Origin of the sequence: Reinekea blandensis MED297 (genome assembly GCF_000153185.1) — a bacterium.
Taxonomy (GTDB): domain Bacteria; phylum Pseudomonadota; class Gammaproteobacteria; order Pseudomonadales; family Natronospirillaceae; genus Reinekea; species Reinekea blandensis.
Genome location: NZ_CH724153.1, coordinates 250,495 through 275,979, shown reverse-complemented (window position 1 = coordinate 275,979; position 25,485 = coordinate 250,495). Strand labels below are relative to the sequence as shown.

Here is a 25,485-nt window from a genome sequence, read left to right as displayed (position 1 = left end):
AGACCTGAGTCATCAAAGAGGATCGCATTATGACTGTAGGTTCCTGGGAACCCGGTTCCGACTTACCGACCGTTCCATCTGACGCGGTTCAACAGGCATTAACCTTAACCGACGCCGATCACTTTCCGGCCGCGGCACCGGAAACCGTCCAGCCGCTGCAACCCTTTATGACGGCGTCGGAGTCGGACTGGCACGAGGCAATTGCCGCGCGTAACAGCAACGACCTCAAACAGCTTTGCCGGTTTTTCACGTTGGCAGAAGACCGCTGGCCGGACTGGTTTGCCGGAGATCGTAATCCTGTGATCTGGATATGTCGTGAACTGAAACAGCGCGGTGATTTTCCCGACAAAGCGCTCACCGCCTGGATTAAACAGAACACGCAAAACCGTTTCTTACCTTACGGCAATGTCCTTGGCTGAACACGACCTTCCGATTGCCGCTATCCGCAACCCGGTGCTGAATGCCTGGAACGAACATGGCGGCGCTATTATCAGTGCCCCGCCGGGTTCCGGAAAAACCACTCAGCTACCCCTATGGTTTTTGGATTCTGGCGAAGCTCCGATCTTTCTGCTGATTCCGAAACGACTGGCCGTACGAATGGCGGCACGGCAACTGTCGGATCAGCTGGCCGAACCGGTAGGTCAACGCGTCGGCTACCAGTTACGTGACGACGCCAAGACCAGCGCGTCAACGCGCCTGGTGGTCACCACCTACGGGACCTTTCTGCGCATTCTGCTGAATGATCCAGACCGGATCAGCGGCAGTACCGTTATTTTCGATGAGTTTCACGAACGATCGGTCGATCAGGATCTGAGTTTTGCCTTGATTCACCAATACATCAACGAGCTGGACGATTCCGTTCGCCGACTGATCATGTCTGCAACCCTGAACATCAGGGAGCTCGCGACACAAACCGGACTGCCGGTTATCGAATCTGACGGTCGTTCCTATCCGGTTAAGCTGACGTATCAACCAACAAACATCAAGCAACCTGCGGACATTGCACGGGTCATTCGCAACGAATATCAGCATGTCGAGCACCACATACTGGTATTTCTTCCGGGTATTCGGGAAATCCGAGCCATTGAACGGCACTTAGATATGCCGGTTCTGATTCTTCACGGGACGCTCAATGCCACGCCCGATGTCCAAGCCCTGAGCCAGGCACCCGCCACCGTGATACTGGCCACTAATGTCGCTGAAAGCAGCATCACACTGCCGTCGGTTCACACCGTTATTGATACCGGCCTTGAACGGTACGCGCAGGTTCATCCGGTCACCGGGTTAACCGAACTGAAAACCCGCCGAATCAGCCAAGCCAGTGCAACTCAACGATCCGGGCGCGCAGGTCGCCTGGGACCCGGCAAGGGCATCCGGCTCTGGTCTGAAGATGATCAACAATCCCTGGTGCCACATCTGCCACCGCCCGTTCGCGAAAGCGATCTGACCGAGTCAGTCCTGTTGATCGCCGGCTGGGGTAATCGGCCAGCAGAAATCCCCTGGCCGGAAACACCACCAAAGCAACGGTTGGCACTGGCCGTAGAAAAACTGACGACCTGGGGCGCCTTGTCGGCCGACGGCCATATTACGCCTCACGGTCGGGCGATGCTTCGCCTCGGGCTACCTCCCTGGCTTGCCCACTTGCTTGCATTGGCACAAACAGAAAACCGGCTGACGGCCGCCGCCCTGCTTGCCGCGCATATTGGCAAAGGCCTGATGCCGGCTTACGACTTTACCCAACCGCAAACATTGAGCGACTTTTCCGACGATATCCGCAAAGAAACCATTCGTTTGATAAGTCGATTCCAACTAGAACCAAACAGCACCATCGAACCGATCTCAGAGTCACTCCTAGTGCGAGCCCTGTCCGACCGGGTGATCCGGTTTCATGGGAAAAACGACGGTCAAATGATCAGTGGTACCCGCGTACAGACCCAGGTGCCCAGCTCATCCGAATGGGCGTTACTGATCGATGGCATTCGTCGCGAACAGCACATCCTGGGTTTTGCCTGGGTGGCCGTTTCCGGCAAAGCAGTCCTCGAGACCTTACCAATCGAGACCGATGTCCTCTTTCAACCCACCCAAAAAGCCGCCTTCCTTCGCCGTCGGCGACTCGGCCGCCTAAATCTGGACGAGACGCCCTACCAACCCGAACCGGAAGAAAAGATTCAAGCATGGTCTCACCATATCGACGCCTTTGGCGAAGAGGCACTGTCATGGAGCGCAGAAGACCGGGCATTCAAGCGGCGTTGCCAGGTAGCCGAAGCGCTTCTGGATGACTGGCCAAAGTGGCCTGATGGCAGCGAGTGGACCGATTTAGCAATGCCATTCCTGAATGGCCTGAAAAGGTTGGACGATCTGGTTTTATCGCCGGTGCTCGAACACTGGCTCGGTTATGAACGCCTGCAGTGGCTCAACCGCACCCTGCCCAGGCATTGGACCGCGCCGAGCGGCCGAACGGTAACACTTGAGTACCTGCCTGAAAAAGCCACCGCGCGCGCGACTTTAAAACTTCAGGAACTCTTTGGTCTGGCTGAAAGCCCCACCATCGCCAGTGGCACTCCCATCGAACTCGACCTCTGTGCGCCTAATGGCCGCAGTGTAGCCAGCGTCATCGACCTGTCACACTTCTGGGCCAACATCTATCCGGAGGTTCGAAAAGAGCTTCGGGGTCGATATAACAAGCATCCGTGGCCGGAGGACCCGTTAAGTTTTCAGGCAACCCAGAAAACCAATCGTCAACTGCGATCCGACGCCTGACACCCACTGTTCAACAGGTTTCATCGCCGATATGATGCCGACTCTGCGATCACAACAGGATGGACTATGCCGATCCAGAATGACCGACCCGCTCAGGGTTTACGCCGCCTGCTGAACGCAACCCGGCACAGCTGGCGTGGTTTGTGGGCCACCGCCCTGCACGAAGAAGCGTTTCGCCAGGAGCTCCTGTTACTGCTGATTGCCTGCCTGTTGACGCCATTTCTCGCCCAAAGCTGGTTTCACGCCATTGCTCTGCTCGGATCGGTGATCCTGATTCTGATTGTTGAGCTATTGAACAGTGCCATTGAAGCGTTGGTGGATCGGGTAGGATTGGAGTTCAATGAGCTGTCGGGAAGAGCCAAAGATATGGGCTCCGCGGCGGTATTTATGAGTATCACACTGACGGTGATGATTTGGGGAGTTTCAGTGGTGCAATGGCTGTTTTAACTGAGCCAGTTAAAAGTCACTGATGGGCCACATGGTCACGGGACGATCTTCAACTCGCTCGATTTCACCGATTTCACGATTAATCATCGCCATGATACGCATGGCAATTTCAAACTCGTTCTGTTCTTCCAGGCCATTTGTCGTCACCGCAAAACAGATCCGCCGCCGGGTGCGCATTTGCGCCCGGACCGTCACGACATCGCTGGCCAATCGATTCACCAGCGGGGAAAGGCGTTCAGGTTGTTCCATGGGATCGACCAGCGTCAACCACCATACGCGCTCATAGCAATGTGCCGCCAACCGGATTCTCGGTGGCATGGGTGGAAACTGACCTTCAGAATATAAGGGCGTTTCTGAATGCATACGCTGGACATTCGCCTTTGTCATAGTTAAAACCCCGTTCCAGGTGTTCAATCATGGATTCGGCGAGCCTGACATCGATAGAGTCAACAATAGGGCACCCGATCCGGATACTTCCCTGGATGTTCAACAGACAATAAAGCAGTGATGTCCCTAATAACTGCGCTGACGCACACAACTACCGACTTGATCCGCCAATGTCAAATGTAACACCGTTCATAACGGACACAGATCACGGTTTGGCCACACACAGAACACAGTAGCAAAAAGGGCGAGACCTGATCAATAAATGATCTAATTTGAGATATTGAGTCACCTTTATGTGACGTGACTCACAAAAAACCGATCATGTCCGATCGATTTGGAAGAAGTGAAGCGCTGAATCAGGTCTTACAGTAAGCGTTATAAAGCACTTCTATCACCTTTTCCGCTTCCGGGCTGGAAATGCGGTAATAAACCGTTTGAGCTTCTTTTCGGATCGTGACCAATGCGTCTTTACGCAAACGGGCCAAGTGTTGAGACAAAGCAGACTGGCTCAATGGAATGCGCTCATTCAGCTCACCAACACTCTTTTCACCTGAAACAAGATTACACAGAATCAACAACCGGCTTTCATTGCTCAGAGCTTTCAGCAACGCTGCCGCGTCGGTCGCGTTGTTTTCCAGTTCAGCGATAGGCAGATTTCGAGAGTCCATCAAGCGTACCAATTATGTAAAGCTTTCATTTTAAAGGAAATTTGGCAGGTTACCATAGCCGATGTCCAGTATTTCTTATTCTGCTCAGATGACCTATCCTGCCCGTCATCTGCAAGATTAACGATAGGAGCCGTAATTGAACCCGACCTACCGAGCCCACACACTCCGAGCGGTGGGTGCCGTAATCTACGATGGGCTGATCATGCTCGGCTTACTGATGATAGCCGGCGCCCTGGCATTGCCGGTAAATCGGTTGCTCACCGGCGACGCTTCCGATGGGTCTCACCCACTGTTCCAGATATATCTGCTTCTGGTTCTTTCTGGCTATTACCTTTATTTCTGGAAACGCTCCGGTCAAACGGTTGGGATGAAAGCCTGGCGGTTAAAGCTGGTCGCGCAGAGCGATGAACCCATGACCATTCGACAGTTGCTGATTCGTCAGGTCACTGCCATACCCGCTTACCTCTTGATCGTCGGTGTCTTCTGGCAATACTGGGATAAAGATGAGCTAAACTGGCAGGATCGGGCCAGTGGTACCCGACTGATCTATCTGGGTAAGAAAAAGTAACCAACCCAGTCCCTTGCAAAATTGCCGAATGCCACGACATTCAACCACCTATAACCATAATTACAGCTACAAACTCACTGATTGACGGAATACAACGATGAAAATTATTGCCTCACCACCGGAATTCACCTCGATCACACAAGATCTGCTGGCGGTCTTCCATTTCGAAGACAAAGACAGCGACAGCCTGACAGCGCTAAAATCGGCCAACGCCGGCTTAATCGATGGCCTCATCGAATCAAAAGTCATCAAATCTGCGACCGGGTCCGTTACCCCACTGTTTGGCCATTCAGATCTGCCTGCAAAACTTGTATTGGTGATCGGTTGTGGCCAGTCTGATAAGTTCACAGAATCCGTTTTCGTGAAGACACTGCAGACCCTGGCGGCAGAAGCACAAAAAGCCGCGGCGGCAGCCATTGCGCTGCCGATTGATGACATCAAACCGGCGCAGCGTACCGCGCAATGGTGTGTCGAAAAAGCCACAGAACTGGTGTTGACCAGCCTGTACAAGTACGACACGACCAAAAGCAAGAAAAATGATCCGTCCTCTTTGCACGAGCTGGCGTTTTTAGCCGCCGAACAGAATCTGGACCTGGCGATCAAAACCGGTAAGTCCATGGCACACGGCATTAACGTTTGTCGGGAACTGGGCAACCTGCCGGCTAACATCTGTGATCCTGCTTTCCTGGCAGAGCAAGCTACGGAACTGGCCGATGCCTGCGACGAAATTGACGTCGAGATTGTCGAAGAAGCCGAAATGGAAAAACTCGGCATGGGTGCCTTCCTCGCGGTCTCTCGTGGCAGTGAAAAGGCCGGTAAAATCATCGTCATGAAATACAATGGTGGCCAGCCGGATCAGGCACCCCACGTTCTGGTCGGTAAAGGCCTGACCTTCGACTCCGGCGGTATCAGCCTGAAACCCGCGGCCGGCATGGAAGAAATGAAATGGGACATGCTCGGTGCAGCATCCGTTATGGGCGTGATGAACACGCTGGCCGAGCTGCGTCCTAACCTGAACGTGATCGGTGTGATTGCTGCGGCCGAAAACATGATCAACGGCGCTGCCACCCGTCCAGGGGACGTGGTGACCTGCATGAACGGAAAAACCGTCGAGATCATCAACACCGACGCTGAAGGTCGACTGGTTCTGTGTGACACACTCAGCTATGTTGAAAAGTTCAAACCCGCCAGCGTCATCGACATCGCCACCCTGACCGGTGCCATTGTGATCGGCCTGGGGCATCATGCCACGGCCGTTTATGCCAACAATGAGACCCTGCAGGACAACCTTATTTCCGCAGGTAAAGCCACCTGGGACCGAGGTTGGCCAATGCCGTTATGGGATGAGTACAAGCCTTATCTGGAAAGCCCATACGCCGATATGAAGAATGTCGGCGGCCGCGCGGGCGGTTCCATTACGGCGGCCATGTACTTGAGTGAGTTTACTCAAGGTTACGACTGGGCTCACCTGGACATTGCCGGCGTCGGCTGGGAAACCGCCAAAGCCGGTCCAACCGGACGTCCGGTTGCTATGCTGACGCAATATCTGCTCGACCGCATTCAATAAGCGGATCAGCGATTGGGTCATCGTTGCCTGAACGTTCAGGCGGCGATGACCAACGACTCCCACCTGACCAGATAAGGTCGGTACCGACAAATAGACGTCGTTTTCAAACAGAAGATGAAATTCCGTCACACACACCCTAGAATCAGACCTTATCCTGATCACACTGCGTAGCGTATGACCAAAATTGATTTTCATATTCTGCCTTCGGCCGACGACAGCGCCACCTATCATTATGTCGCCCGATTGGCGAACAAAGCCCGCGGCAAAGCCCATCAGGTACTGATTGCCGTTAATTCAAGTGAGGAACTTGAACCGGTCAGCCAGGCACTGTGGTCGGTGTCGCCAGACTCGTTCCTGGCTCATACGAACTGTGCCACTGCACCCTTCCCGTTGCAGCTGACCGCCTCCGAGGAGTGTGGTGATCACCACGATGTGCTGATTAACCTGTGCCATGAAACGCCCACATTTTTTTCCCGGTTCAAACGCGTGATTGAAGTTGTCAGCCAGGATCCCATCCGCCTTCAGGCCAGCCGCTCTCGATATCGTGATTACAGCGACAATGGTTACCCCATTGAACGCTTTGACTTACGTCGCTGAGGTTAATCATGAGCGACTCCACCCCGAGAACATTACTGGAAGACCTTGAGGCAATTCGCAAAAGCCTGGACAAAATTGCCCGCTCGGAGCCTCAGATACCCACGCTCGAGGAGATTGTCGGGCACCGCGCTCCAACCACCGTCAACCCGGACAACCCGTTCCTGAGCAGTCAATCTTTGTCTGAGTTAATTCGCATCCGCAACGAAGCTGAAGCTCGGGCCGCCGAAGAACTGGCCAAGGTGGAACCTATCCGCCCGATCACCGACATATTAACCAGCGAGCCCAAACCACAGACCGGCCCTGTCGCTCCCGATCCTGAGGCCATCATTCAACAGATGGAATCTCTGTTTGATACCTGGATTGAACATTCTGTGAACGAATACCTCACTGTTTTCGAGTCGGAACTCAGAAACCGCCTGCAGCAGGACTTTCGTGACCTCGTTGAAAACTGGTACGAAGAGCACCAACTGCCGATTCCGGAATCGTTTCGCTCTGCGAACGAGCGTGACTCCGAATCCGCTGATACAGAAACCGAGTAACCACTCACACCCGTCATCTGCACCAACCACCTTATCGACGCCGCCTCAACTATGTATAATCGGCGGACTTATGCCCAAAGAAAGAGATATCACCCCTCATGGAAAAAACGTATCAACCGAACGCGATCGAACGTAAGCATTACGATCACTGGGAGAACCAACAATACTTCCAGCCGACCGGCCAAGGCGCGCCCTACAGCATCATGATTCCGCCGCCGAATGTCACCGGTACGTTGCATATGGGCCACGCCTTTCAGCAAACCATTATGGACGCCCTGACCCGATATCATCGAATGATGGGTCACGACACACTCTGGCAGCCGGGAACAGACCATGCGGGCATTGCCACCCAGATGGTCGTTGAACGCCTACTCGGTGCTGAAGGGAAAACCCGCCATGACCTGGGCCGGGAAACCTTTATCGATCGAGTCTGGGAATGGAAAGGCCAATCCGGCGGAACCATTTCTCAACAAATGCGCCGTCTCGGCGACTCGGTTGACTGGACACGCGAACGATTCACGATGGATGAGGGCCTGAGTGAAGCCGTTCGGGAAGTCTTTGTGCGTCTGTACGATGAAGAGTTGCTCTATCGCGGCAAACGGCTGGTCAACTGGGATCCGAAGTTCCACACCGCCATTTCAGACATCGAAGTCGAAAACAAAGAAGAACAGGGCTCACTCTGGCACTTCCGTTATCCTTTGGCCGATGGTGCTAAGACCGCCGATGGCAAAGACTATCTGGTGGTGGCCACCACGCGGCCCGAAACCATGTTGGGCGATTCAGCCGTTGCGGTGCATCCGGAAGATGAGCGCTATACATCACTGATCGGCCAGTTCGTTGATCTGCCTCTGGTTGGACGCCGCATCCCGATAATTGCCGACGACTACGTCGATATGGATTTCGGAACCGGCTGCGTCAAAATCACCCCGGCGCACGACTTCAATGACTACGAAGTGGGTAAACGCCATAACGCCCTGCTGATTAACATCTTTGATAAAAGCGCAGCCGTACTGGCACAAGCCGAAGCCTTCAGCTATGCCGGACAGCCATTGGACGACTTCGACGGATCTTTGCCGGATGGCTACGGTGGCCTGGACCGTTTCGACGCACGGAAAAAGATCGTCGCCGACTTTGACGCTTTGGGCCTGCTCGAATCCATCAAAGACCACACATTGATGGTTCCCCGCGGTGATCGTTCCCACGACATTATTGAGCCTTGGCTGACCGATCAGTGGTATGTCGCGTCCACGAAAATGGCCCAACCGGCCATCGATGCTGTCAAGGACGGACAAATCGAGTTCGTACCTAAAATGTACGAGAACGAGTATTACCACTGGATGAACAACATCCAGGATTGGTGTATTTCCCGACAGCTCTGGTGGGGTCATCAGATTCCGGCCTGGTATGACAACGACGGCAACGTATACGTCGCCCGCGACGAAGCCGAAGTGCGAAGCAAGTACTCACTGGCGGACGACGTTGAACTGACACGCGACGAAGACGTGCTCGACACCTGGTTCAGCTCGGCGTTGTGGACGTTCTCGACTCTGGGTTGGCCTCACGACATGGAAACCGTGATGCGATTCCACCCAACCGACGTGCTGGTCACCGGTTTCGACATCATTTTCTTCTGGGTGGCCCGCATGATCATGATGACCATGCATTTCATCAAAGACGACGATGGCAAGCCGATGATTCCGTTCAAGAAGATCTACATGACCGGACTGATTCGCGACGAAAACGGCCAGAAGATGTCCAAGTCGAAGGGCAATGTCATTGACCCCATCGACCTGATCGACGGCATCGACATCGACGAACTGGTTAAAAAACGCACCAGCGGCATGATGCAGCCTCAACTGGCGGCCAAAATTGAAAAGAACACGCGTAAATCGTTCCCCGAAGGCTTCGCCGAAAGCGGTACCGACGCGCTGCGCTTCACGCTGACCTCACTGGCTTCACTGTCGCGTGATATCAACTTCGACGTGAAGCGACTCGAAGGGTATCGTAACTTCTGCAACAAGCTGTGGAATGCCGCTCGTCTGGTTCAGATGAACACCTTTGAATCCATTGAAGACAGCGATGAACTCGGCGCACCACTGGACTGCGGCCAACACGGCGGTGACGTCGAGTACTCACTGGCCGATCGCTGGATTCGTTCACGGCTGCAAACTCTGATTGCCGACGTGCACAAACACTATCAGCAATACCGATTCGACCTGATGAGCCAGACACTGTACAGCTTTATCTGGGATGAATACTGCTCTTGGTACCTGGAACTGTCGAAACCGGTTTTCTGGAATGAGCACAGCACCGAGGCTCAGTTGCGGGGTACCCGTCAGACAGTGGTTCACGTCCTTGACCAGCTTCTGCGCCTGATCCATCCGATCATGCCGTTCATTACCGAGGAAATCTGGCAGAGTCTGAAGCCCGTGTCCGGCGCGACCGGCGATTCCATCATGATCGCCGAGTTTCCTAAAGTCGATGAGGCTCAAACCGATCCGACGGCCGAGGCCGATCTGGAATGGGTAAAAGAGGTTATTACCGGTGTGCGGAACATCCGAGGTGAAATGAACATCGCCCCGGGCAAACCGATTCCGGTTCTGCTGGCGAATGGGGATGAGACCGATGAACGCCGATTCCGTGAAAACGAAAGCTTCCTGAAACAACTCGCGAAGCTGGAAAGCCTGACCTGGATGAACAGTGGCGATCCGGTTCCGGCGTCATCACAGGCATTGGTCGGGCATTTAAAGGTGTTGGTACCGATGGCCGGTCTGATTGATGTCGCGGCAGAAAAAGCCCGGATTAACAAAGACGTGGAAAAAACCAACAAAGAGCTGGCCCGAATTGAAGGCAAGCTGACCAATGAAAAGTTCGTCAGCAATGCCCCCGATGCGGTGGTTCAAAAAGAAAAAGAAAAAGCGGACGCCATGAAAACCAAACTGGCCGACCTGCAATCTCAGATCGATCAGCTGAATCAACTCTGATCAGCCCGTTCTGATTCAAAAGGGGGCGCAAGCCCCCAGTCAGCCTCATTCACTTGCCACCTGAGCGCAGAAGACAACTGTATTGGACGGTCCCATGACGATTGATACCCAGTTTGACGCCAATCATCTCTGGCACCCTTACACTTCAACGATCAATCCCCTCCCCTGTCAGGGTGTCAAAGCCGCCAAAGGTGTGAGACTGACTCTGGACGACGATCGTGAGGTCATTGATGCCATGGCGTCGTGGTGGTCTGTCGTGCATGGCCATAACGTTCCGGAGTTGAACACAGCGCTCATCGACCAGGCGCAAACCATGGCTCATGTCATGTTTGGTGGCATTACCCATGAGCCGGCCGTGGCGCTCGGCAAACAGCTGGTCAACATGACGCCGGAACCACTGCAGAAGGTCTTTCTCGCCGATTCAGGTTCGGTTTCTGTTGAAGTCGCGTTGAAAATGGCCATCCAATACTGGGCGGGAAAACAGCAGCCTCAGAAAACCCGAATGGTCACGGTTAATCATGGTTATCATGGTGATACGTTCGGCGCGATGAGCGTATGCGATCCAGTCAATGGTATGCACAGTCTCTTTGAGCAGGTGCTGCCGAAATCTTTGTTCCTCGGTGCCTTACCCACCGGTTATTCGACCGACATTGACGAGACGCTGGCCCAACAGTTTGAGCAACAGATCGCCGACCATCAGCATGAACTGGCAGCGTTCATCATCGAGCCGGTCGTTCAGGGCGCCGGCGGTATGCGGATATACAACCCGGAATGGCTGAAGCGGATTCGACAATGGTGCGACCGCTACAACATACTTTTAATCTTTGATGAAATTGCCACAGGCTTTGGTCGAACCGGAAAGTTGTTTGCTCTGGAACATGCCGAGGTTGTCCCTGACATCCTTTGTTTGGGCAAAGCACTCAGTGGTGGTTACATGACATTGGCTGCCACGCTGACCAGTGATGCGGTCGCAACGGGTGTCTGTGAATCGGACGCGGGCGTCTTTATGCATGGACCAACCTTTATGGGCAACCCATTAGCGTGTGCGGTCGCTTCGCGATCGCTCGCCCTGCTCGTTGAGACTCACTGGTCGGAGAATGTCTACCGGATTGAACGCCATCTGAAAACCCAACTGCTGCCGTTAATTCGACATCAGGCCGTTAAGGATGTTCGGGTACTCGGAGCGATCGGGGTGATGGAAATGCAGGCGCCGGTCGACGTTGCGACCGCACAAAACTTTTTTATTGAACGAGGCGTCTGGATTCGGCCATTCGGTAAACTGATCTATATTATGCCGCCCTTTGTCACCGACAATGATGACCTCACGGTGATCACCCAAGCCATGCGCGATTTTGCCGAAATGAAATCCGCCTGATTGTGCGTTATCCGTTTAAGATTCAGGACCGACGACGAGACGCCGGTTTGGGGGCGTTAGCAACAGGCTCTGTCTTTTGTTTCCGTGCGGCTCGAATTCGAGCCTGTTTTTTCTGATGATGACGATGCACCATCCTCAGGATCAGAACAACGCTCACCATCACGGCTAAAAACAACAGCACGTTCATTATTTCCGACGAGGCACCCTCGCTGTTCATGTAGCGAGCCATGCCCTGAATACGATCCGTTTGGTTAACCACCTGCAGCGGCAACTGAAACGATCCGGAATCAAACACAGGCATCCCCCTTAATGAACATTGCGGTAATCACCGGTCAGACCAAACGATCATAACCAAGATAGGCACCGGCAAGTATGGCATACCTCGCCCCTTTTCCGAGTGTCAAACACAGTACTGTGGGCAATCGGCGAGTTTTCAACAAGCCACCGGCAATCGGCAACAGATCACCAATGAGAGGCAACCACGCCAGCAGCATGGCTAACGGGCCGAAGGTCCGGACTTTGGGTAGCCAGTAATCGAAGGCTTCACGTCTGGCACTCAGTTTTTGTTGAGTCCATTGCGAAAACCACCCCGCACACTCATACATTAACCATGCACCTGCCGAGTTCCCCAGAGTCGCTATCAAAAGCAGCCACCAGACAGCGTCAGGATTCTGACTCACCAAACCAACAAACACGACCTCTGAAGCCATTGGCCACAGAGTCGCGGACACGAACGCAACGAGAAACAGAGTAAAAAACATGACTCAGCTCACGCCACAAATAGGCGTTGCAGAATTAGCATGATTTTATTGCGCCAGCTCAATTTTCTAACCTCGGTTTTTATCGCAGTTGATTTATAGTAGGCGCAATTCCAGTGAGCGAAGGCAACAGGAAAGCAAGACCCGAGCTTTCACAGAGGATCGTCACCGCAACGTTGTTTATGCAAAACAACAGCACCGGCCACAAGCCAATCATGCGACCCTCTGTGAAAGCCAGGCTGACTTTATCCAGGTCGGTACTGGACCGCTTTTTATATTACATCGGAGACGATATATGTACGACAACCTGCTCGCTCTTGGCATTGATGATCTTGATCAGATCAACGGTTACAGTCTGTCCACGGAAAAGGACCGAGACATTCTGAAAATCCGTTTTCGGCCAGGACGAGGCCATATGTTCAAGCGCTATGAACGTTTTATTTACCCACGCCAACACAAAATTGTCACTGTCGACAGTGGCACGGGTTCGAAAGTTCATATGACGGAAATCAGTTCAACGTTACGCTACGTCATCGAAGAACTTGACCAGATCGCTTGTCACTGATTCTTCAGGCAAAAAAGCGCATCACCTCACTGACGCGATCTGCGTTGTCAGATGGCAGTTCAGACACCCCGAGCTTACGGGCAAGCGCGCTCGTAAGCAACAGGGTATGACTCTCCTCAGTTTGCTCATTCACTAACGCATTGGCAAACGCAACCACATCCCGCACCGTTATTTGATCGGACTCATCCGGCTCCAATCGTTCATGCCCGGTCACCAGTGCCACCAGTTCTGGTGAAAACTGCCAGTACATTAAAACCAGATTGCCGGCTTGCCCATGAAAAGCTTTGAGACCCGGTAAAAACTCTGGATCCCGCAACACCTCGTCCGGCTCACTGCGGGCAAACTGGATCAACGGAAGATAGCCAACGTCATGCAACATGCCACCTAACAAGGCCTTATTAGCATTGAAGTCGATTTGGCTTTCGCACAGCACATAGGCTTGAGCGGCCACTTCAATGCTGTGATCTCGAACTTGTCGAATCAAATCCCCATAAGCCCCTTTGGGGGGATTCATCAACTGCATCAACGCGAAGTTGGTGACCAGCGTTTTAGTGTGCTCCAAACCGACGCGGCTGATCGCCTGCTGCAGGCTTCCGGTATTAAAGCTGAAGCCGAAGAGTGAGCTGTTCGCAACTTTCAGGATACGCGCGGATAGTGCGGGATCTTTGGCGATTTCCCGGGCCACTGCAATCGCGGATGCCTGGTCTGAAGTCGCGACCTCACGCGCCCTGAGCGCCGCTTGCGGAAAGGCTGGCAGCACCAAACGATTCTGACTCAACGTCTCGACCAGCCGATTGAACACAGTGTGATTCATAGACCACGCCCCCTTCACTGCATGGATCACCATAGATAGGGAGTATAGGCGGCCCTGAGAGGTCTGTGAGTGTTTCGATAGTCAGCATCTTGTGCTGACAAAGGGCATACCCAATAGATGAGGCTTCTGCTGAAATTGTCCCGGGCCGGGTCAGTTGTGGCAGAATAAACCCATACTTAATCGGGAACGACCATGAGCGAACGTCAGACCATACTGAACTCACTGAAGACCGGAGGCCAGCTAACCGCAGCAGACGCGGCACGAGCTACCGGACTGACCAGCATGGGGGCCCGCGGACATCTGGAGCGTTTAGAACAGCAAGGTCTGGTAACCTATCATGAAACCGTGCAGGGGCGCGGTCGACCCAGACGCTACTGGACCCTGACCTCGGCGGGCCACCAGCTGTTTCCGCAGCAGTATGATCACCTGTCCATCGAGCTGATTGACAATGTCCGGGAATTGTTTGGTCAAGACGGACTGAACCAGGTCATCAGTACCCGCCAGGACAAAGCCTTGCAGAAATACCGCCGCCATCTGGATCCATTGAGCCGTACAGAGGATAAGTTACGGGAACTCGCCAGGTTGCGCACGCAAGAAGGCTACATGGCTGAAGTCATCGCAACCGATTCTCAGACCTGGGAACTGATCGAGCATCATTGTCCGATATGCGCTGCGGCAAAGAATTGTCAGGGGTTCTGCACTGCAGAACTGGAAGTCTTCAAGGCGTCGCTGGGTGATGAGTTAGAGGTCACCCGACGTGAACACCTGCTAGCCGATGGCGAACGCTGCCGCTATCAGATTCGACCCGTTGAAAAGGAGTGAACATGGCAACGTCCCGCTTTTTTGCCTATCTGGATCGTCTGCGCTGGATTCGTCGTTGGGGATTGATGCGCAATGTAACCGAAGAAAACGTCATGGAACACAGTTGGCAGGTTGCCACCATCGCACACGCTCTGGCGTTGATCCGTACAGACGTACTCAATCTGAACGATGATGGTTTTACACCGGAACAGGTCGCAACAACAGCGCTGTATCATGATTGCAGTGAGATCATTACCGGGGACATGCCTTCCCCCGTAAAATATCACTCGCAGACTATTTCTGACGCCTATAAGCGCATTGAAGATGAAGCAGAAGAAGAGATCCTGTCTTTGTTGCCCGCGCCGCTCACAAAAAGCTTTTCATCGTTTTTGCTGCACCGAAACATACATCCTGACATTGCCGCCATTGTAAAAACCGCAGACCTGATCAGTGCTTATCTGAAATGCCAGGCTGAACTACATGCGGGGAATAAAGAGTTCACCCGGGCAGAAACAGAAATCGGCCGCCAGATTCGCCAATTACAGCGTCCCGAGGCCGATTACTTTATGGCGCACTTTGTTGAATCTTATCAGTTAAACCTGGACGAACTGCTCAGCCAGCATGACGCTGGCTAAGCATTACAAAACGGTTAGCCGCGCGCGCGCTCAGGCAGCTCCAGCCCTAAGCCACCTAAAATAACGCTGGACAGCGTACGCGTTGCAACCTGGAAGTCTTCTTCTGTCAGCTCTTCGCGCCCCAGACACCAGGCGACCTGTGTCCCGAAGTCGGCGTAGTGCTGAGTGCTCGACCAGATCAGGAAAACCAGGTGCGCGGGCGCGACTGGTTTCATACGGCCAGAATCGATCCACGCCTGCATCACCTGTGATCGCTCTTCAATCCAATTGTACAGATCCTGAGCTAAATATTTCTCAAGATGTGGAGCGCCTTGGATAATCTCCATCGCGAACACCCGTGAAGCCAGCGGATGCGTGAACGAGTATTGGATCTTGGACTCGATATAGCTGTAGATCACTTCGGCAGGATCAGAATCCACAATGGCGTCATTAAAAGCCTGATTCCACATTTCAAGAATATCCGCCAGAACCGCCCCATACAGACCGAACTTACTTTTGAAGTAGTAAAGTATGTTGGACTTCGGCAGCCCCGCACGGTCTGCAACGGCATTCAGCGAAGTGCCTTTATAACCGTTTTGAGCAAACTCAACTTCGGCGGCGCGAATTATGTTGGCTTCGTTCTGTTGCCGAATCCGGCCAGCCTTCTTGCGGGTACGAAAGGCATCATTCAGACGTTGTTGTGCAGTATCCAAAATAGTTTCTCTCAGGTTACGACAGTCACATCGCGCTAATGTACCACATTACCCGCCATTGTCAGGGACTGTTCAATCGATTTTGTGCAAAACCGTATAAAAGTTGATCAGTCGCATACCTGATCGTCGAGACCCGAGAGTAACTATGGCAGCATCAAATCGACGATCGCGCCGGAGTGTTCGCTGGAGTTACTCAACTGCAGATAACCTTTCCGGTCACCATCCTGATGCATCTTGGCAATCTGCTGGCAAAAGTACAAACCAAGCCCGGTCGCACCCGATTGAAAGCAGACAGAATCGGGTTGATCCAACAAAGTGATCATAGCATCCGGAAAACCCTCGCCATCATCCTCAATGCGAATGTTCAGCCAGCCATCTCGCTCCCGAACCATAATTGTCAGCCGGGACTGCGTATAGCGAATACTGTTGGTCAGGATGTTCCCCAATACCCCTTCAATCAGATTCGCGTCCATCAGCCAAACCAGGTCCTCATCTTCATAGTGCACCTCAAGTTCAATGCCCATGGACTGCAGCAACTCACTGTACCGCAACACAACGTCCTGGATAACATCCGGCACAAACACCTCATCCATTGAAGGATTAAAGGTGCCTTTATGCAGCTTGTATAAACCCAACATATGGACCATGCCATTATTGATCCGACCGCACTCCAGTTGAATCCTGCGGATTTCCTGAGCGCTTTTGTCATCGGTACCTGACAATTTCCCGACCAGCTCATTCAGTTGATCATTTATCAACCCAAGTGAGTTTTTAACATCATGGACGGTCGATGCCATGATTGTCTGCATTTCCATAACGTTCTCCAATTGCGGAACTCCGGTGAACTGACCTCATTCGATCAGCTGATGGATTCAAGATTCGATTTCAGTTTGGTAAATCGCTCATATTGATAGTGGTCTTTTGGAAGGTATTCCAGCCGTCGAATAATAGCGAGACAGTCCCCAACTTCGTCTGGATTAACGCCTTCAGATTTCATCCGCAACAAATGCGACTGCACCAGATTCAGAATGATGCCAGGATGGCGTGGTGACAGTGACATTGCATCCTGAAAAAACCGTATGGATCCGGCAAAGTCTTTGTTTTTATAGAGTTCGATGCCTTTCAGGTTCAGCTGCTTCGCTTCCGTTTTCGATGCCATCGATACCGGTTCAGCCTGTAGCTCATCAAGACGACGAATCACATCGGGCTGATCGGCAAAGCGCTTGCGGAACTGAGTGACCAACGAGTCAGCATCGTTCAGACGTTCCATTTGATAGTAGGTTTCGACGATGATCAACGCCGTTTCCGGTTCAATTTGTTCAAAGTGATCAAATACATCCGTGAACAACTTGTTCAAAACGGTTTCATGTTTTGCCGAACCGGACTGCTTGTCGTTCTGGATCGCCAGCGCCGTGCCAAACAGATGGGCATTGATATCGTGCGGAAATCGATCATGAATCTTACGGGTAACTGACGTGATTTCCCGGGTGATTTCACGTCGCCTTTCGTCTGCGTCTGCGGCATCCGCTTCTGTACGAAGATTCCGGATATACGCAAAGTAATGACCAATATTTTCATGCATCGTTCCGGCAGACATGTTCATCACATCCCGAGCAGCCGTACTGGCACGCCGATAGTCCTGATTATTCTGCGCCAGATGCACCAGTTTTTGTTGACGCTGAATGTTTTTAGGCGAACGACTCACGGCACGTTCCAGCCAGGACTGTGCCTCTTCAAGTTTATCCTGTTCTATTAACGACTCCACAAGATACTCATAGGCATCCATCATGTTGGGGTCTCGTGTCAGTACTTCGATCAAGCCGGTTTCAGCCGCTTGATATTTTTTCTGCAGTAAATCCACCCGATACATCTGGGTCTGGGCCCAGCTTTGATAACGTTTATCCAGAACGCCGGCCAGAAAATTCTCCGCGGCCGTGTAATCCTGCTGTTGAATTAAGGCTTCAGCGTAAGCTTTCTGCGCAATGGAGCGATGCCGCGGATGGTTTTCTATCACTTCTTTGGCCATTTGAGCCGCTGCGGACCAGTCTTCTTTTTCCAGAGAAACCAACAACGGCAACAAGGTGTTTCGTCGTTCAAACCAACGATGCAATCGGTTTTCCAGAACCTCCATGGTGAAAGGTTTCGCCAGGTAATCATCAGGCTGGAACTCCAACGCACTGATGACCACATCGCGAGCCGTTTCGGCGGTGATCAGCACAAAAATGGTGTCCGGCCGAATCATGTTCTTCAGCCGCCACTCCTCCAGTAACCGAGCACCATCACGGCCTTTTCCCAGATTGTAATCGCAGAGGATTAAATCAAACCGGGTTTCTTTGACGGCATTCATGGCTTTATCCGGGCTGGCCGCCTCCCAGACCTGTTCAATACCCAGATCCATCAATTGCCCACGCACCGATCTGCGCACGTTTGCAAAATCATCAACGACCAGAATTTTTTTCTTTTTCAGATACGATAAATCCATAATTTTCCAGACTGTTTGAGACCGATGGCCATCCTGACTGACATCGTCACCAACACGCTTACCGCAAAAAGCTCGCGCAGTGTTGGTCATCAATGAGTTGAGAGTCATGCTGGCCGAGTCTCGCCAGATGGTGACCACCAACGCTTAACTCATGACCTTGGTGAACTCTAGCTCAGGAACTATAAAGTTTCTTCCTCTGAGCCCGATAAAACGGCAGAGAACTCGGAGTTTTGGTGACACCGGATGAACATGATTTCCACGGTATCCCTTCAACTTTTTGGAACAGACGGTTATTCTGAAGCGAAACAGCGTTCAGACGAACTATTCAGGCAAGACTATACTTGGAAGGTTTGGCTTTTCGATCATCTCTGCTGAAAAAACGGAAAACGCGACTGCCAACAACCTTTCCAAATTGACCAATAAATTTCAGGAGCTCAGCCTACATGCGCTGCACTGTGTTGTTTCTACTGATGATGTTGTCCAGTATTGCAGTGGCAGAACCGGTTGCGACCGTAATTCGAACCGAAGGCGCCGTCACTCTCACGGCTGAAGATGGGCAACAGGCTCCGCTTCTGCGCCAGGACACCCTCGTTGAGGGGGATCAACTGAGCACTGGTGACGAATCGACCGTCACGCTGCGGTTTAACGACAATACCTTAGTCAAACTCGATGCCCAATCTGAGTTGGTTATTACGAGCTACCAACCCGCCAGTCCCGACGAGTCACGCTTCTTTCTCGAGCTGCTCAATGGTCGACTGAGGCTGTTAACGGGCACCCTGGCTAACGAACCGTCGGCTTTCGAACTCAGAACCCCCCACGCCAGCATTGGCGTTCGCGGTACGGAGTTCGAAGTCCGCGTGGTGTCAGAGCTTGAAACAAGGGTCAGGCAACTGCAGGGGCGTGTCCTCGTTCGAAGCCTCGAATTCCAGGGCCAGATTCTCACGCTTTCTACCGAAGCCCCCTTGGCCACCATCTCTCTCGACACCCCGGCGCAACCTATTACCGTCGATACTATTGCGCCCATGCCACCGTTCGCCGCCGGTTTACTCGCCCCCGAACCAGAAGTTCCAGCCGTCTTGCCACTCGCCGCAGCAACCCCGGCTAACACAGATGCCGCGCTTCCGGACCCGATGACCACATTAATCGCCCTGGTGAATGAACAACAATGGCAAGCCGCCCGAGTGGTCGCAGACGAACTGCAGGAGCGCTTCGAGGGGTTGCCAAGGTATGACCTCTATACCGGCCTTATCCAGATGCAAGAAGGCGCTTACGATGAGGCCATCTTTTCCTTCGAACGAGTCCTGATTTTTGAACCCAACCAGCATCGGGCAAGACTTGAACTGGGCCGGGCTTACTACCTGACTGGCAACTTTTACCGGGCCAGAGAGGCACTTCAGCAGGTATTGGCAGTGGACCCGCCACAGGGCGTCCGTCAGCGAGTTCAGCTGATCCTCAACCGGATTGACCAGGCTGAAAGACGACAGCAAATACAAACTCATGTTGGTGGCACATTACTGATGGGCTGGGACAGCAACGCCAATACCGGCAGTCAGCTTAACGGCCCCTTGGACAGCAATCTTCTGAACCTGACCGAACTGACCGAGGCTTCCCGAGCCATCTCCTCGCCCTATCTTCAGTGGACCTTTGCAACCGGTGCCTATGAGCCGACCAGCCAGCGCTCCGGGCGCCAGTTCAGCGTTGAGTTCAGTAACAAGAACTTTATCAACGACGCCCTACCGGACAGCAGTGCCCTGGCCGTGACTGGTCAGATACTGCAGCAGTCGGACCGCTGGCGTACCCGACTACCAGTCAATGCACAATGGAGCTGGCTGAATGGCCAGTCCTGGAGTACTGGGGTCAACCTGTCGGTGTCCGAACAGTTCAACATCTGGGGCCCGCTATGGGCGGGCGTCAAAATCGGCACTGAGATCTCAGTCGGGCTACACGATTCATCAGACACGACTGTCAAAGATTTGGCAGGCCTGGTTTTTGACGTTCAAGAACGCGGACGAGTTCACACTTTATCCTCCACCTATTTGCGACATCGGCAAGCCGGACAGGATGATGAGCATGTCGAATGGTCTGCTCTGTCGAACGAATATCGATTAAGCGGGACGGTTGTCTGGAAACTACAGGGAGCCTTCAGCGCGGAGCATCAGTGGCGGTACTACCGCGGAGATGACCTCCTGTTCACGGTCGATGACGAGTCGACCACGCGTAAGCGAAGACAGGATCAGGTGCTTTCTCTGGACGCGCAGCTGTCCTGGCCGGCGGCTGACTGGCTCCTGGTACTGTCAAACCTGGGATGGGAGATCGTCGACAGCAACATTAACGCGTACAGTCGCAACCGACTGGTGATCAGTCAGGCTGTACGTCTTCGGTTTTAGAGGGGACTACTATGCTTACCCGACTGACAACACTGTGTTCCATTGCTCTATTCATATTCGGTCTGTCGTCGCCCCTGTTTGCTGAAGTGGGCAAAGTCATCATTGCAAAAGGGGAAACCTTTGCTCTGGATGAAGCCAACGGTGTGCGCGAGCTGCAAAGACGCTCTGACATTCTTCCCGGCGATACGCTGGTGACAGGCGACAACAGTGAGCTGCACATTCGTTTTCAAGACAATGCAGTGCTGGCACTGAGAGCCAACTCCCGCCTTAAAATCAACGAATATCATGGTTCCACAGCCGAGCGCGACGAAAAAGTATTGATGGAGCTGCTTTCCGGTGGCTTCCGAACCATTACCGGCACCTTTGGCAAATCCGATTCAGATGCGTATCAAATCCGCACCCCCAACGCGAGCATTGGTATCCGTGGGACAAACTACGAAGCCCTGTTAACGGATCGGGAGCTGTTGGTCGGCGTCTACGAAGGCGGCGTTCGGTTGACAAACCAGGCCGGGGCATTCGATCTCGGTTTAGACAGTGCGTTCAGCTTCGCGAAAGTCAACGGCAACAATCAGGTCATCCAGGGCCTAGTCGAGCCACCCAGTGAGCTGAAAATCCCGTTGGCCACCAGCGTAAACACCCCGGCAGAACCGAATGAGGAGCGCGAGGAAGAAACCACCGCGAACCTGAGTTCTGACGACGATGACCTGTTGATCAGCAATCTTTTTGACGAACCGGATGCCGACAGCGACGATACCCAACCCACGCTCGTCATCGACGACAGCGCTCCGACCCTGCTGACCAATGAAAGCAGCACAGAATCGTCAGATGCCGTTGATGAAATTGCTCAGCAAACCGATTTGTCCCTGTATGCCGACGTTCGGTTAACTCAGGATCAGATACTGTCTTTGTTGAACTCAGAAGCGAAAGCCGGTTTTGTCGTCGTCAGTGACGACCCTCAGGGTTATCGCGCCTCCGTTTACGAAATGCCATACGATTATGGTCAGACGGTTTATAGCACAGCTGCAGCCGTTGATTTCACCATCAGCGTGCGCAGTGGTGATCAGACGATTCAATACAACATCAGCATTCCGGCCAGCAGTAATAATCTGATCAGCGAAATTGAGACGCAAGTTGCGGCACAAACCAACAGTGGCAGCACGCTGACCGCCCCGCCTTTGCTTAACGTGGACACTGTTAATGGCAAGCTGGTGTTTACTTCATATCTGAATGATCCCAATGTCGAAATCGTCTTTTCCGATTTTACCGGTGCAGATGCCACACTGGCCCAACAAGAACTTGGCTTATGTGATTTGAGCGATGCCTCAACCTGCATGGGTACCTACGCGGCCAGTAACGTCAGCGTAAACGAGTACAACAAGGCCACCCACTTTGGCTACATGGTCAAGAGCAAACAGGGACCGGTTTTCGTCAACTGGGAAAGCGAAACCCTGTCGATCATCGGCGACACCTACAAAACGCCAGACAATGTGTTCCGCGGCAACAGCAACGCCACCCGAACCGTGCTGAACTCGGTTGATATCCGTGAAGATGGCACGAATGCCATTGAATGGGGCTATTGGAACACCAGTGCAACGGCACCTGCTGTGCTGTTAAAAGACCCGGCTGATCTTGCCATGGCGGAATCGATTGATGCCCCGTTCTTCTATGTCACCGCGCCACCGGCCAGTAAAGCACGTCTGACCGGTACCCGATCGATGACCTCTGTGGTCAACTGGCATGCAACGTCATCCACCAGCAACGGTTTGATGAGCGACGGCAATGGCTCAGCAACCCTGACGGCGACACTGGATGTCAGCTTCGACGATGCTGAAGCCGTCGGCAGCCTGACTCTGATGGATATCGGCGCCACCCCCGATTGGTCCTGGTCGGTGAACTATTACGGCACCATTCAGGGTGCCCAGTTTCAGAGTGATTACGGCTACGGCAATCTGAGTCTCGACGGTGGTAACCAGTCGTATGGCGCCGTCGGTCATGTGGATGGATTATTTACCAACACCGCGACCGATGTGGGTTTTGCGGGCGGGTTTAATCTGCAAACCACAGACGACAGCCATTATGCCCAAGGCGTCTTTGTCCTGAAGTAAGCCGAATCGGACGAAAATACTAAACCCAACACCGTACCAGCCGATAACCGGTTGGTACGGGTCGGTCATGTGCCGTGTTTGTCCCGGATTCTGACTTCTCTGACCGGTGGACTCTATGATCATCATCACTGCTGTCGTTGCTCTGCTAGTGGGCTTAGTGCTCGGCTACTTCCCTGCCCAGAGACGACATAACCGACAACAAGCACAGAACACACATCATCAGTTGCAACTGACAGACCAGTTAAAAGACAAAGATCAATCCCTTCAGGCCATGTTTGGTCTGATCCTGAAATCCGCGCAAAATACCCAGAACAGTTTAACCCGGGTGATGGGCGATCTGTTTGAGGAAACGTCCAAACAGGCTCAGAACAGCGCAGCCAACATGGCCGATATTGCTAAACGGGTCGAACACAGCCAAACGCAGATGTCATCGATGATGTCTCAGATGAGTGCGCTGGCTGAGCAAACCCAAGGCGGGTCAGCACTGATGCAACAACTCAATGACACCCTCACCGACTTCCGCAATACATCAGCTCAGTTTGGTAAAATCCAGGAAAGCTTTCTCAGCATTCACGAAAAAACGGACGCGATTAGAACCATCGGTCAGGAAGCCGAAATGCTCGCACTGAATGCCGCCATCGAAGCGGCGCGTGCGGGAGAGGCTGGCCGTGGTTTTGCCGTGGTGGCCGACAACATGAAATCACTGGCGAAATCCAGTCAAACAATGAGCAACGACATTCAGGCTGTATTGAACACCAGTCATTCCGATATAGAACAGACGACGGGGGCACTGCAGGAACGCTCCAATACTTTATTAGAACAGACCAATGCCTTGGTGAAGGTTTATCAGGAAGTCAGTGATTCGGTCACTCAATGCGACCAGGCATCGTCGACTTTGAACATGGACTTCGAAGAGACACTGGGCATCGTCAGCCGTGAAACCGAGTCAACGCGGACCAGCATGGAGAACCTGGTGCGGGAGTTTGCCGTGAAAACCAGCGAAGTTACTGGATTGACTGTCACGGACCTGTCACCCAATGAAGCTCACCGACGATTACATGAGTTCGACTATTTAATTGATGTCCGTCGACCCGAAGAATACAACGACGATCTCAGGCACATAGAGGGTACGGAACTGGTAACACTGCAAACCGAGTTTCCTGAGCGAATCAAGCAGCTACCGAAAGATAAGCGCTATCTGTTTATTTGTCGTTCCGGTGGTCGATCCACCAAAGCGGCCCAACAGGCTCAATTGCAAAACATTGCTCAGGTATACAACCTCGATGGTGGAATGCTGGCTTGGCGCAAAGCCGGTTTCTGATCGCTCCCGGCTTCGGCAAAATCGCTTAACTGAAAAATCGTTCCGTTGCCCGGCGAACCCAGTTTTTCTGTTCCTGCATGGGCGTGGTCAGCAACTGTTTGCGAACCTGAGGGGCATAGCTCTGATCGTCGGTCATAATATGCTTCAGTAACCACGTCAGGAGCATTTCAGAAAGCTCTACGGCCACTTTTTCACCCTGATCATGACGGGCTTTTAACCGTTCGATCTGACGTCGGAAAGAGTCGTGAGTCAGCTTATGTTCGGCCAGCTCCTGATAACCCACATCTTCCATCAGCGCTTCTTCGAACGCAAAATGCGACAGCGTATAATCGACCAAGCTGGCAAGCACATCATTCATCGCTTCCTGATCGCCTGACTGTTCAAAATCATCAATACGGTTAATGTACTCCACAATCCGCTGATGCTGACCGTCGATCACGCCAATACCAATCTCGTATTCATCTGTCCATTGCATTTTCATGGGTTATCGCTCCCTTATCCGAACAGACGACCAAACCAGGACCCTTTACGTGCCTTAGCACGCTTCGTTGCCTGAGCCATATTGGCTTTCACATCAGCCGAGTAATCCTGATCGTCTCGCTGAATATGGTTAACCAGCCAGGCTTTAAGCACATGCAGCAACTCCTCGGTGATGTCTTCACCGGCGCGAGCCCGCTTCTGGAAGGCTTCAACCCGTTTAGCAAAGAGGCGGTGAACTTTACTGTGTGCATTGGCAAAAGGATAACCCGCCTCCTCCATCAGGCTTTCTTCAAAGGCAAAGTGCGATATGGTGTAGTCAACCAACTCGTCCAGTACGTCCAACAGCTCTTCCCGGCTGTGAGTCTTCTGTACATGTTCGACCTGATTAATATATTCAACAATACGGTGATGTTGAGCGTCGATAACCGGAATGCCGATTTCCAGCGCGCTCGTCCACTTAATGGTCATAAGGTTACCTCCAGTCGGTATGAACTTACCGCACCAGATTAATGCCTCTATTGTGACAATCCTGAATTCAGATCAATAAACTTTC

General features: G+C 52.8%; 25 protein-coding genes. 15 read left to right on the top strand and 10 right to left on the bottom strand.

Annotated features, from left to right (window positions below; genetic code table 11):
* Positions 1 to 29: 29 nt before the first annotated feature.
* The 3 genes from MED297_RS16065 to MED297_RS16055 all read left to right on the top strand — a co-directional run bounded on the left by MED297_RS16065 (position 30) and on the right by MED297_RS16055 (position 3,207).
* Positions 30 to 419 (top strand): hypothetical protein, encoded by a 390-nt coding sequence (locus MED297_RS16065; RefSeq protein WP_008046746.1) that lies wholly within the window; start codon positions 30 to 32, stop codon positions 417 to 419.
* Positions 412 to 2,760, top strand: coding sequence for an ATP-dependent helicase C-terminal domain-containing protein (locus MED297_RS16060; protein ID WP_161599310.1), 2,349 nt, complete (start codon positions 412 to 414; stop codon positions 2,758 to 2,760). Before MED297_RS16065 ends, MED297_RS16060 begins: the two co-directional genes overlap by 8 nt.
* Positions 2,761 to 2,826: 66 nt before the next feature.
* Positions 2,827 to 3,207, top strand: coding sequence for a diacylglycerol kinase (locus MED297_RS16055; protein WP_008046741.1), 381 nt, complete (start codon positions 2,827 to 2,829; stop codon positions 3,205 to 3,207).
* Positions 3,208 to 3,216: 9 nt separating this feature from the next.
* Here MED297_RS16055 and MED297_RS16050 read toward each other — a convergent pair whose 3' ends face one another.
* Both MED297_RS16050 and MED297_RS16045 read right to left on the bottom strand, forming a co-directional pair.
* Positions 3,217 to 3,594, bottom strand: a complete 378-nt coding sequence (locus MED297_RS16050) for a hypothetical protein (RefSeq protein ID WP_008046739.1) — start codon at positions 3,592 to 3,594, stop codon at positions 3,217 to 3,219.
* A 356-nt stretch (positions 3,595 to 3,950) separates the two neighbouring features.
* Positions 3,951 to 4,262 carry an ArsR/SmtB family transcription factor gene (locus tag MED297_RS16045; RefSeq protein WP_008046737.1) on the bottom strand — a complete coding sequence of 104 codons (312 nt, stop codon included), beginning with the start codon at positions 4,260 to 4,262 and terminating at the stop codon, positions 3,951 to 3,953.
* A gap of 136 nt (positions 4,263 to 4,398) precedes the next feature.
* On the opposite strand from MED297_RS16045, the gene MED297_RS16040 reads away from it, so the two are divergent.
* From MED297_RS16040 to bioA, 6 genes are all read left to right on the top strand, one after another.
* On the top strand, positions 4,399 to 4,830 hold the full coding sequence (locus MED297_RS16040) for an RDD family protein (protein ID WP_040557465.1): 432 nt from the start codon (positions 4,399 to 4,401) through the stop codon (positions 4,828 to 4,830).
* 97 nt (positions 4,831 to 4,927) lie between these two features.
* Positions 4,928 to 6,397: a leucyl aminopeptidase gene (locus tag MED297_RS16035; protein WP_008046728.1), complete on the top strand. Its 1,470-nt coding sequence runs from the start codon at positions 4,928 to 4,930 to the stop codon at positions 6,395 to 6,397.
* A 174-nt stretch (positions 6,398 to 6,571) separates the two neighbouring features.
* Positions 6,572 to 6,994: a DNA polymerase III subunit chi gene (locus MED297_RS16030; protein WP_008046727.1), complete on the top strand. Its 423-nt coding sequence runs from the start codon at positions 6,572 to 6,574 to the stop codon at positions 6,992 to 6,994.
* Positions 6,995 to 7,002: 8 nt separating this feature from the next.
* Complete coding sequence (locus MED297_RS16025; protein ID WP_008046726.1) at positions 7,003 to 7,533, top strand: hypothetical protein; 531 nt, start codon at positions 7,003 to 7,005, stop codon at positions 7,531 to 7,533.
* Between the two features lie 98 nt (positions 7,534 to 7,631).
* Positions 7,632 to 10,517 (top strand): valine--tRNA ligase, encoded by a 2,886-nt coding sequence (locus MED297_RS16020; protein WP_008046725.1) that lies wholly within the window; start codon positions 7,632 to 7,634, stop codon positions 10,515 to 10,517.
* Between the two features lie 94 nt (positions 10,518 to 10,611).
* Positions 10,612 to 11,892: an adenosylmethionine--8-amino-7-oxononanoate transaminase gene (gene bioA / locus MED297_RS16015; RefSeq protein WP_008046724.1), complete on the top strand. Its 1,281-nt coding sequence runs from the start codon at positions 10,612 to 10,614 to the stop codon at positions 11,890 to 11,892.
* Between the two features lie 22 nt (positions 11,893 to 11,914).
* Here the strand turns inward: bioA and MED297_RS16010 are convergent, their stop codons facing one another.
* Both MED297_RS16010 and MED297_RS16005 read right to left on the bottom strand, forming a co-directional pair.
* The gene (locus MED297_RS16010; RefSeq protein WP_154650978.1) at positions 11,915 to 12,187 is read right to left on the bottom strand and encodes a hypothetical protein; all 273 of its coding nucleotides are present in this window, start codon (positions 12,185 to 12,187) and stop codon (positions 11,915 to 11,917) included.
* Positions 12,188 to 12,224: 37 nt separating this feature from the next.
* A complete protein-coding gene (locus MED297_RS16005) occupies positions 12,225 to 12,653 on the bottom strand; it encodes a YqaA family protein (protein WP_008046722.1) in 429 nt (142 codons plus the stop codon).
* Positions 12,654 to 12,945: 292 nt separating this feature from the next.
* Here MED297_RS16005 and MED297_RS16000 point away from each other — a divergent pair, with 292 nt between their 5' ends.
* Positions 12,946 to 13,215 (top strand): DUF3461 family protein, encoded by a 270-nt coding sequence (locus MED297_RS16000; RefSeq protein WP_008046716.1) that lies wholly within the window; start codon positions 12,946 to 12,948, stop codon positions 13,213 to 13,215.
* A gap of 4 nt (positions 13,216 to 13,219) precedes the next feature.
* On the opposite strand, the gene MED297_RS15995 is transcribed toward MED297_RS16000, so the two are convergent.
* Complete coding sequence (locus MED297_RS15995) at positions 13,220 to 14,029, bottom strand: HDOD domain-containing protein (RefSeq protein ID WP_008046714.1); 810 nt, start codon at positions 14,027 to 14,029, stop codon at positions 13,220 to 13,222.
* Between the two features lie 192 nt (positions 14,030 to 14,221).
* Here MED297_RS15995 and MED297_RS15990 point away from each other — a divergent pair, with 192 nt between their 5' ends.
* The gene (locus MED297_RS15990; RefSeq protein WP_008046712.1) at positions 14,222 to 14,851 is read left to right on the top strand and encodes a helix-turn-helix transcriptional regulator; all 630 of its coding nucleotides are present in this window, start codon (positions 14,222 to 14,224) and stop codon (positions 14,849 to 14,851) included.
* 2 nt (positions 14,852 to 14,853) lie between these two features.
* Positions 14,854 to 15,465 (top strand): 5'-deoxynucleotidase, encoded by a 612-nt coding sequence (gene yfbR / locus MED297_RS15985; RefSeq protein ID WP_008046711.1) that lies wholly within the window; start codon positions 14,854 to 14,856, stop codon positions 15,463 to 15,465.
* Between the two features lie 14 nt (positions 15,466 to 15,479).
* On the opposite strand, the gene MED297_RS15980 is transcribed toward yfbR, so the two are convergent.
* The 3 genes from MED297_RS15980 to MED297_RS15970 all read right to left on the bottom strand — a co-directional run bounded on the left by MED297_RS15980 (position 15,480) and on the right by MED297_RS15970 (position 18,747).
* On the bottom strand, positions 15,480 to 16,157 hold the full coding sequence (locus tag MED297_RS15980) for a TetR/AcrR family transcriptional regulator (protein ID WP_008046709.1): 678 nt from the start codon (positions 16,155 to 16,157) through the stop codon (positions 15,480 to 15,482).
* A 143-nt stretch (positions 16,158 to 16,300) separates the two neighbouring features.
* Positions 16,301 to 16,972, bottom strand: a complete 672-nt coding sequence (locus MED297_RS15975; RefSeq protein ID WP_008046708.1) for a sensor histidine kinase — start codon at positions 16,970 to 16,972, stop codon at positions 16,301 to 16,303.
* A 44-nt stretch (positions 16,973 to 17,016) separates the two neighbouring features.
* Complete coding sequence (locus tag MED297_RS15970) at positions 17,017 to 18,747, bottom strand: tetratricopeptide repeat-containing response regulator (RefSeq protein ID WP_154650977.1); 1,731 nt, start codon at positions 18,745 to 18,747, stop codon at positions 17,017 to 17,019.
* Between the two features lie 335 nt (positions 18,748 to 19,082).
* Here MED297_RS15970 and MED297_RS15965 point away from each other — a divergent pair, with 335 nt between their 5' ends.
* The 3 genes from MED297_RS15965 to MED297_RS15955 all read left to right on the top strand — a co-directional run bounded on the left by MED297_RS15965 (position 19,083) and on the right by MED297_RS15955 (position 24,452).
* Entirely contained in the window at positions 19,083 to 21,026 is a 1,944-nt protein-coding gene (locus MED297_RS15965; RefSeq protein WP_008046703.1) for an iron dicitrate transport regulator FecR, read from the top strand.
* 11 nt (positions 21,027 to 21,037) lie between these two features.
* Positions 21,038 to 23,131 (top strand): FecR family protein, encoded by a 2,094-nt coding sequence (locus MED297_RS15960; protein ID WP_008046701.1) that lies wholly within the window; start codon positions 21,038 to 21,040, stop codon positions 23,129 to 23,131.
* Between the two features lie 115 nt (positions 23,132 to 23,246).
* Positions 23,247 to 24,452: a methyl-accepting chemotaxis protein gene (locus MED297_RS15955; protein WP_008046699.1), complete on the top strand. Its 1,206-nt coding sequence runs from the start codon at positions 23,247 to 23,249 to the stop codon at positions 24,450 to 24,452.
* A gap of 25 nt (positions 24,453 to 24,477) precedes the next feature.
* On the opposite strand, the gene MED297_RS15950 is transcribed toward MED297_RS15955, so the two are convergent.
* Positions 24,478 to 24,933 carry a bacteriohemerythrin gene (locus MED297_RS15950; protein ID WP_008046697.1) on the bottom strand — a complete coding sequence of 152 codons (456 nt, stop codon included), beginning with the start codon at positions 24,931 to 24,933 and terminating at the stop codon, positions 24,478 to 24,480.
* Between the two features lie 14 nt (positions 24,934 to 24,947).
* Positions 24,948 to 25,400 (bottom strand): bacteriohemerythrin, encoded by a 453-nt coding sequence (locus MED297_RS15945; protein WP_008046695.1) that lies wholly within the window; start codon positions 25,398 to 25,400, stop codon positions 24,948 to 24,950.
* Positions 25,401 to 25,485 lie beyond the last annotated feature (85 nt).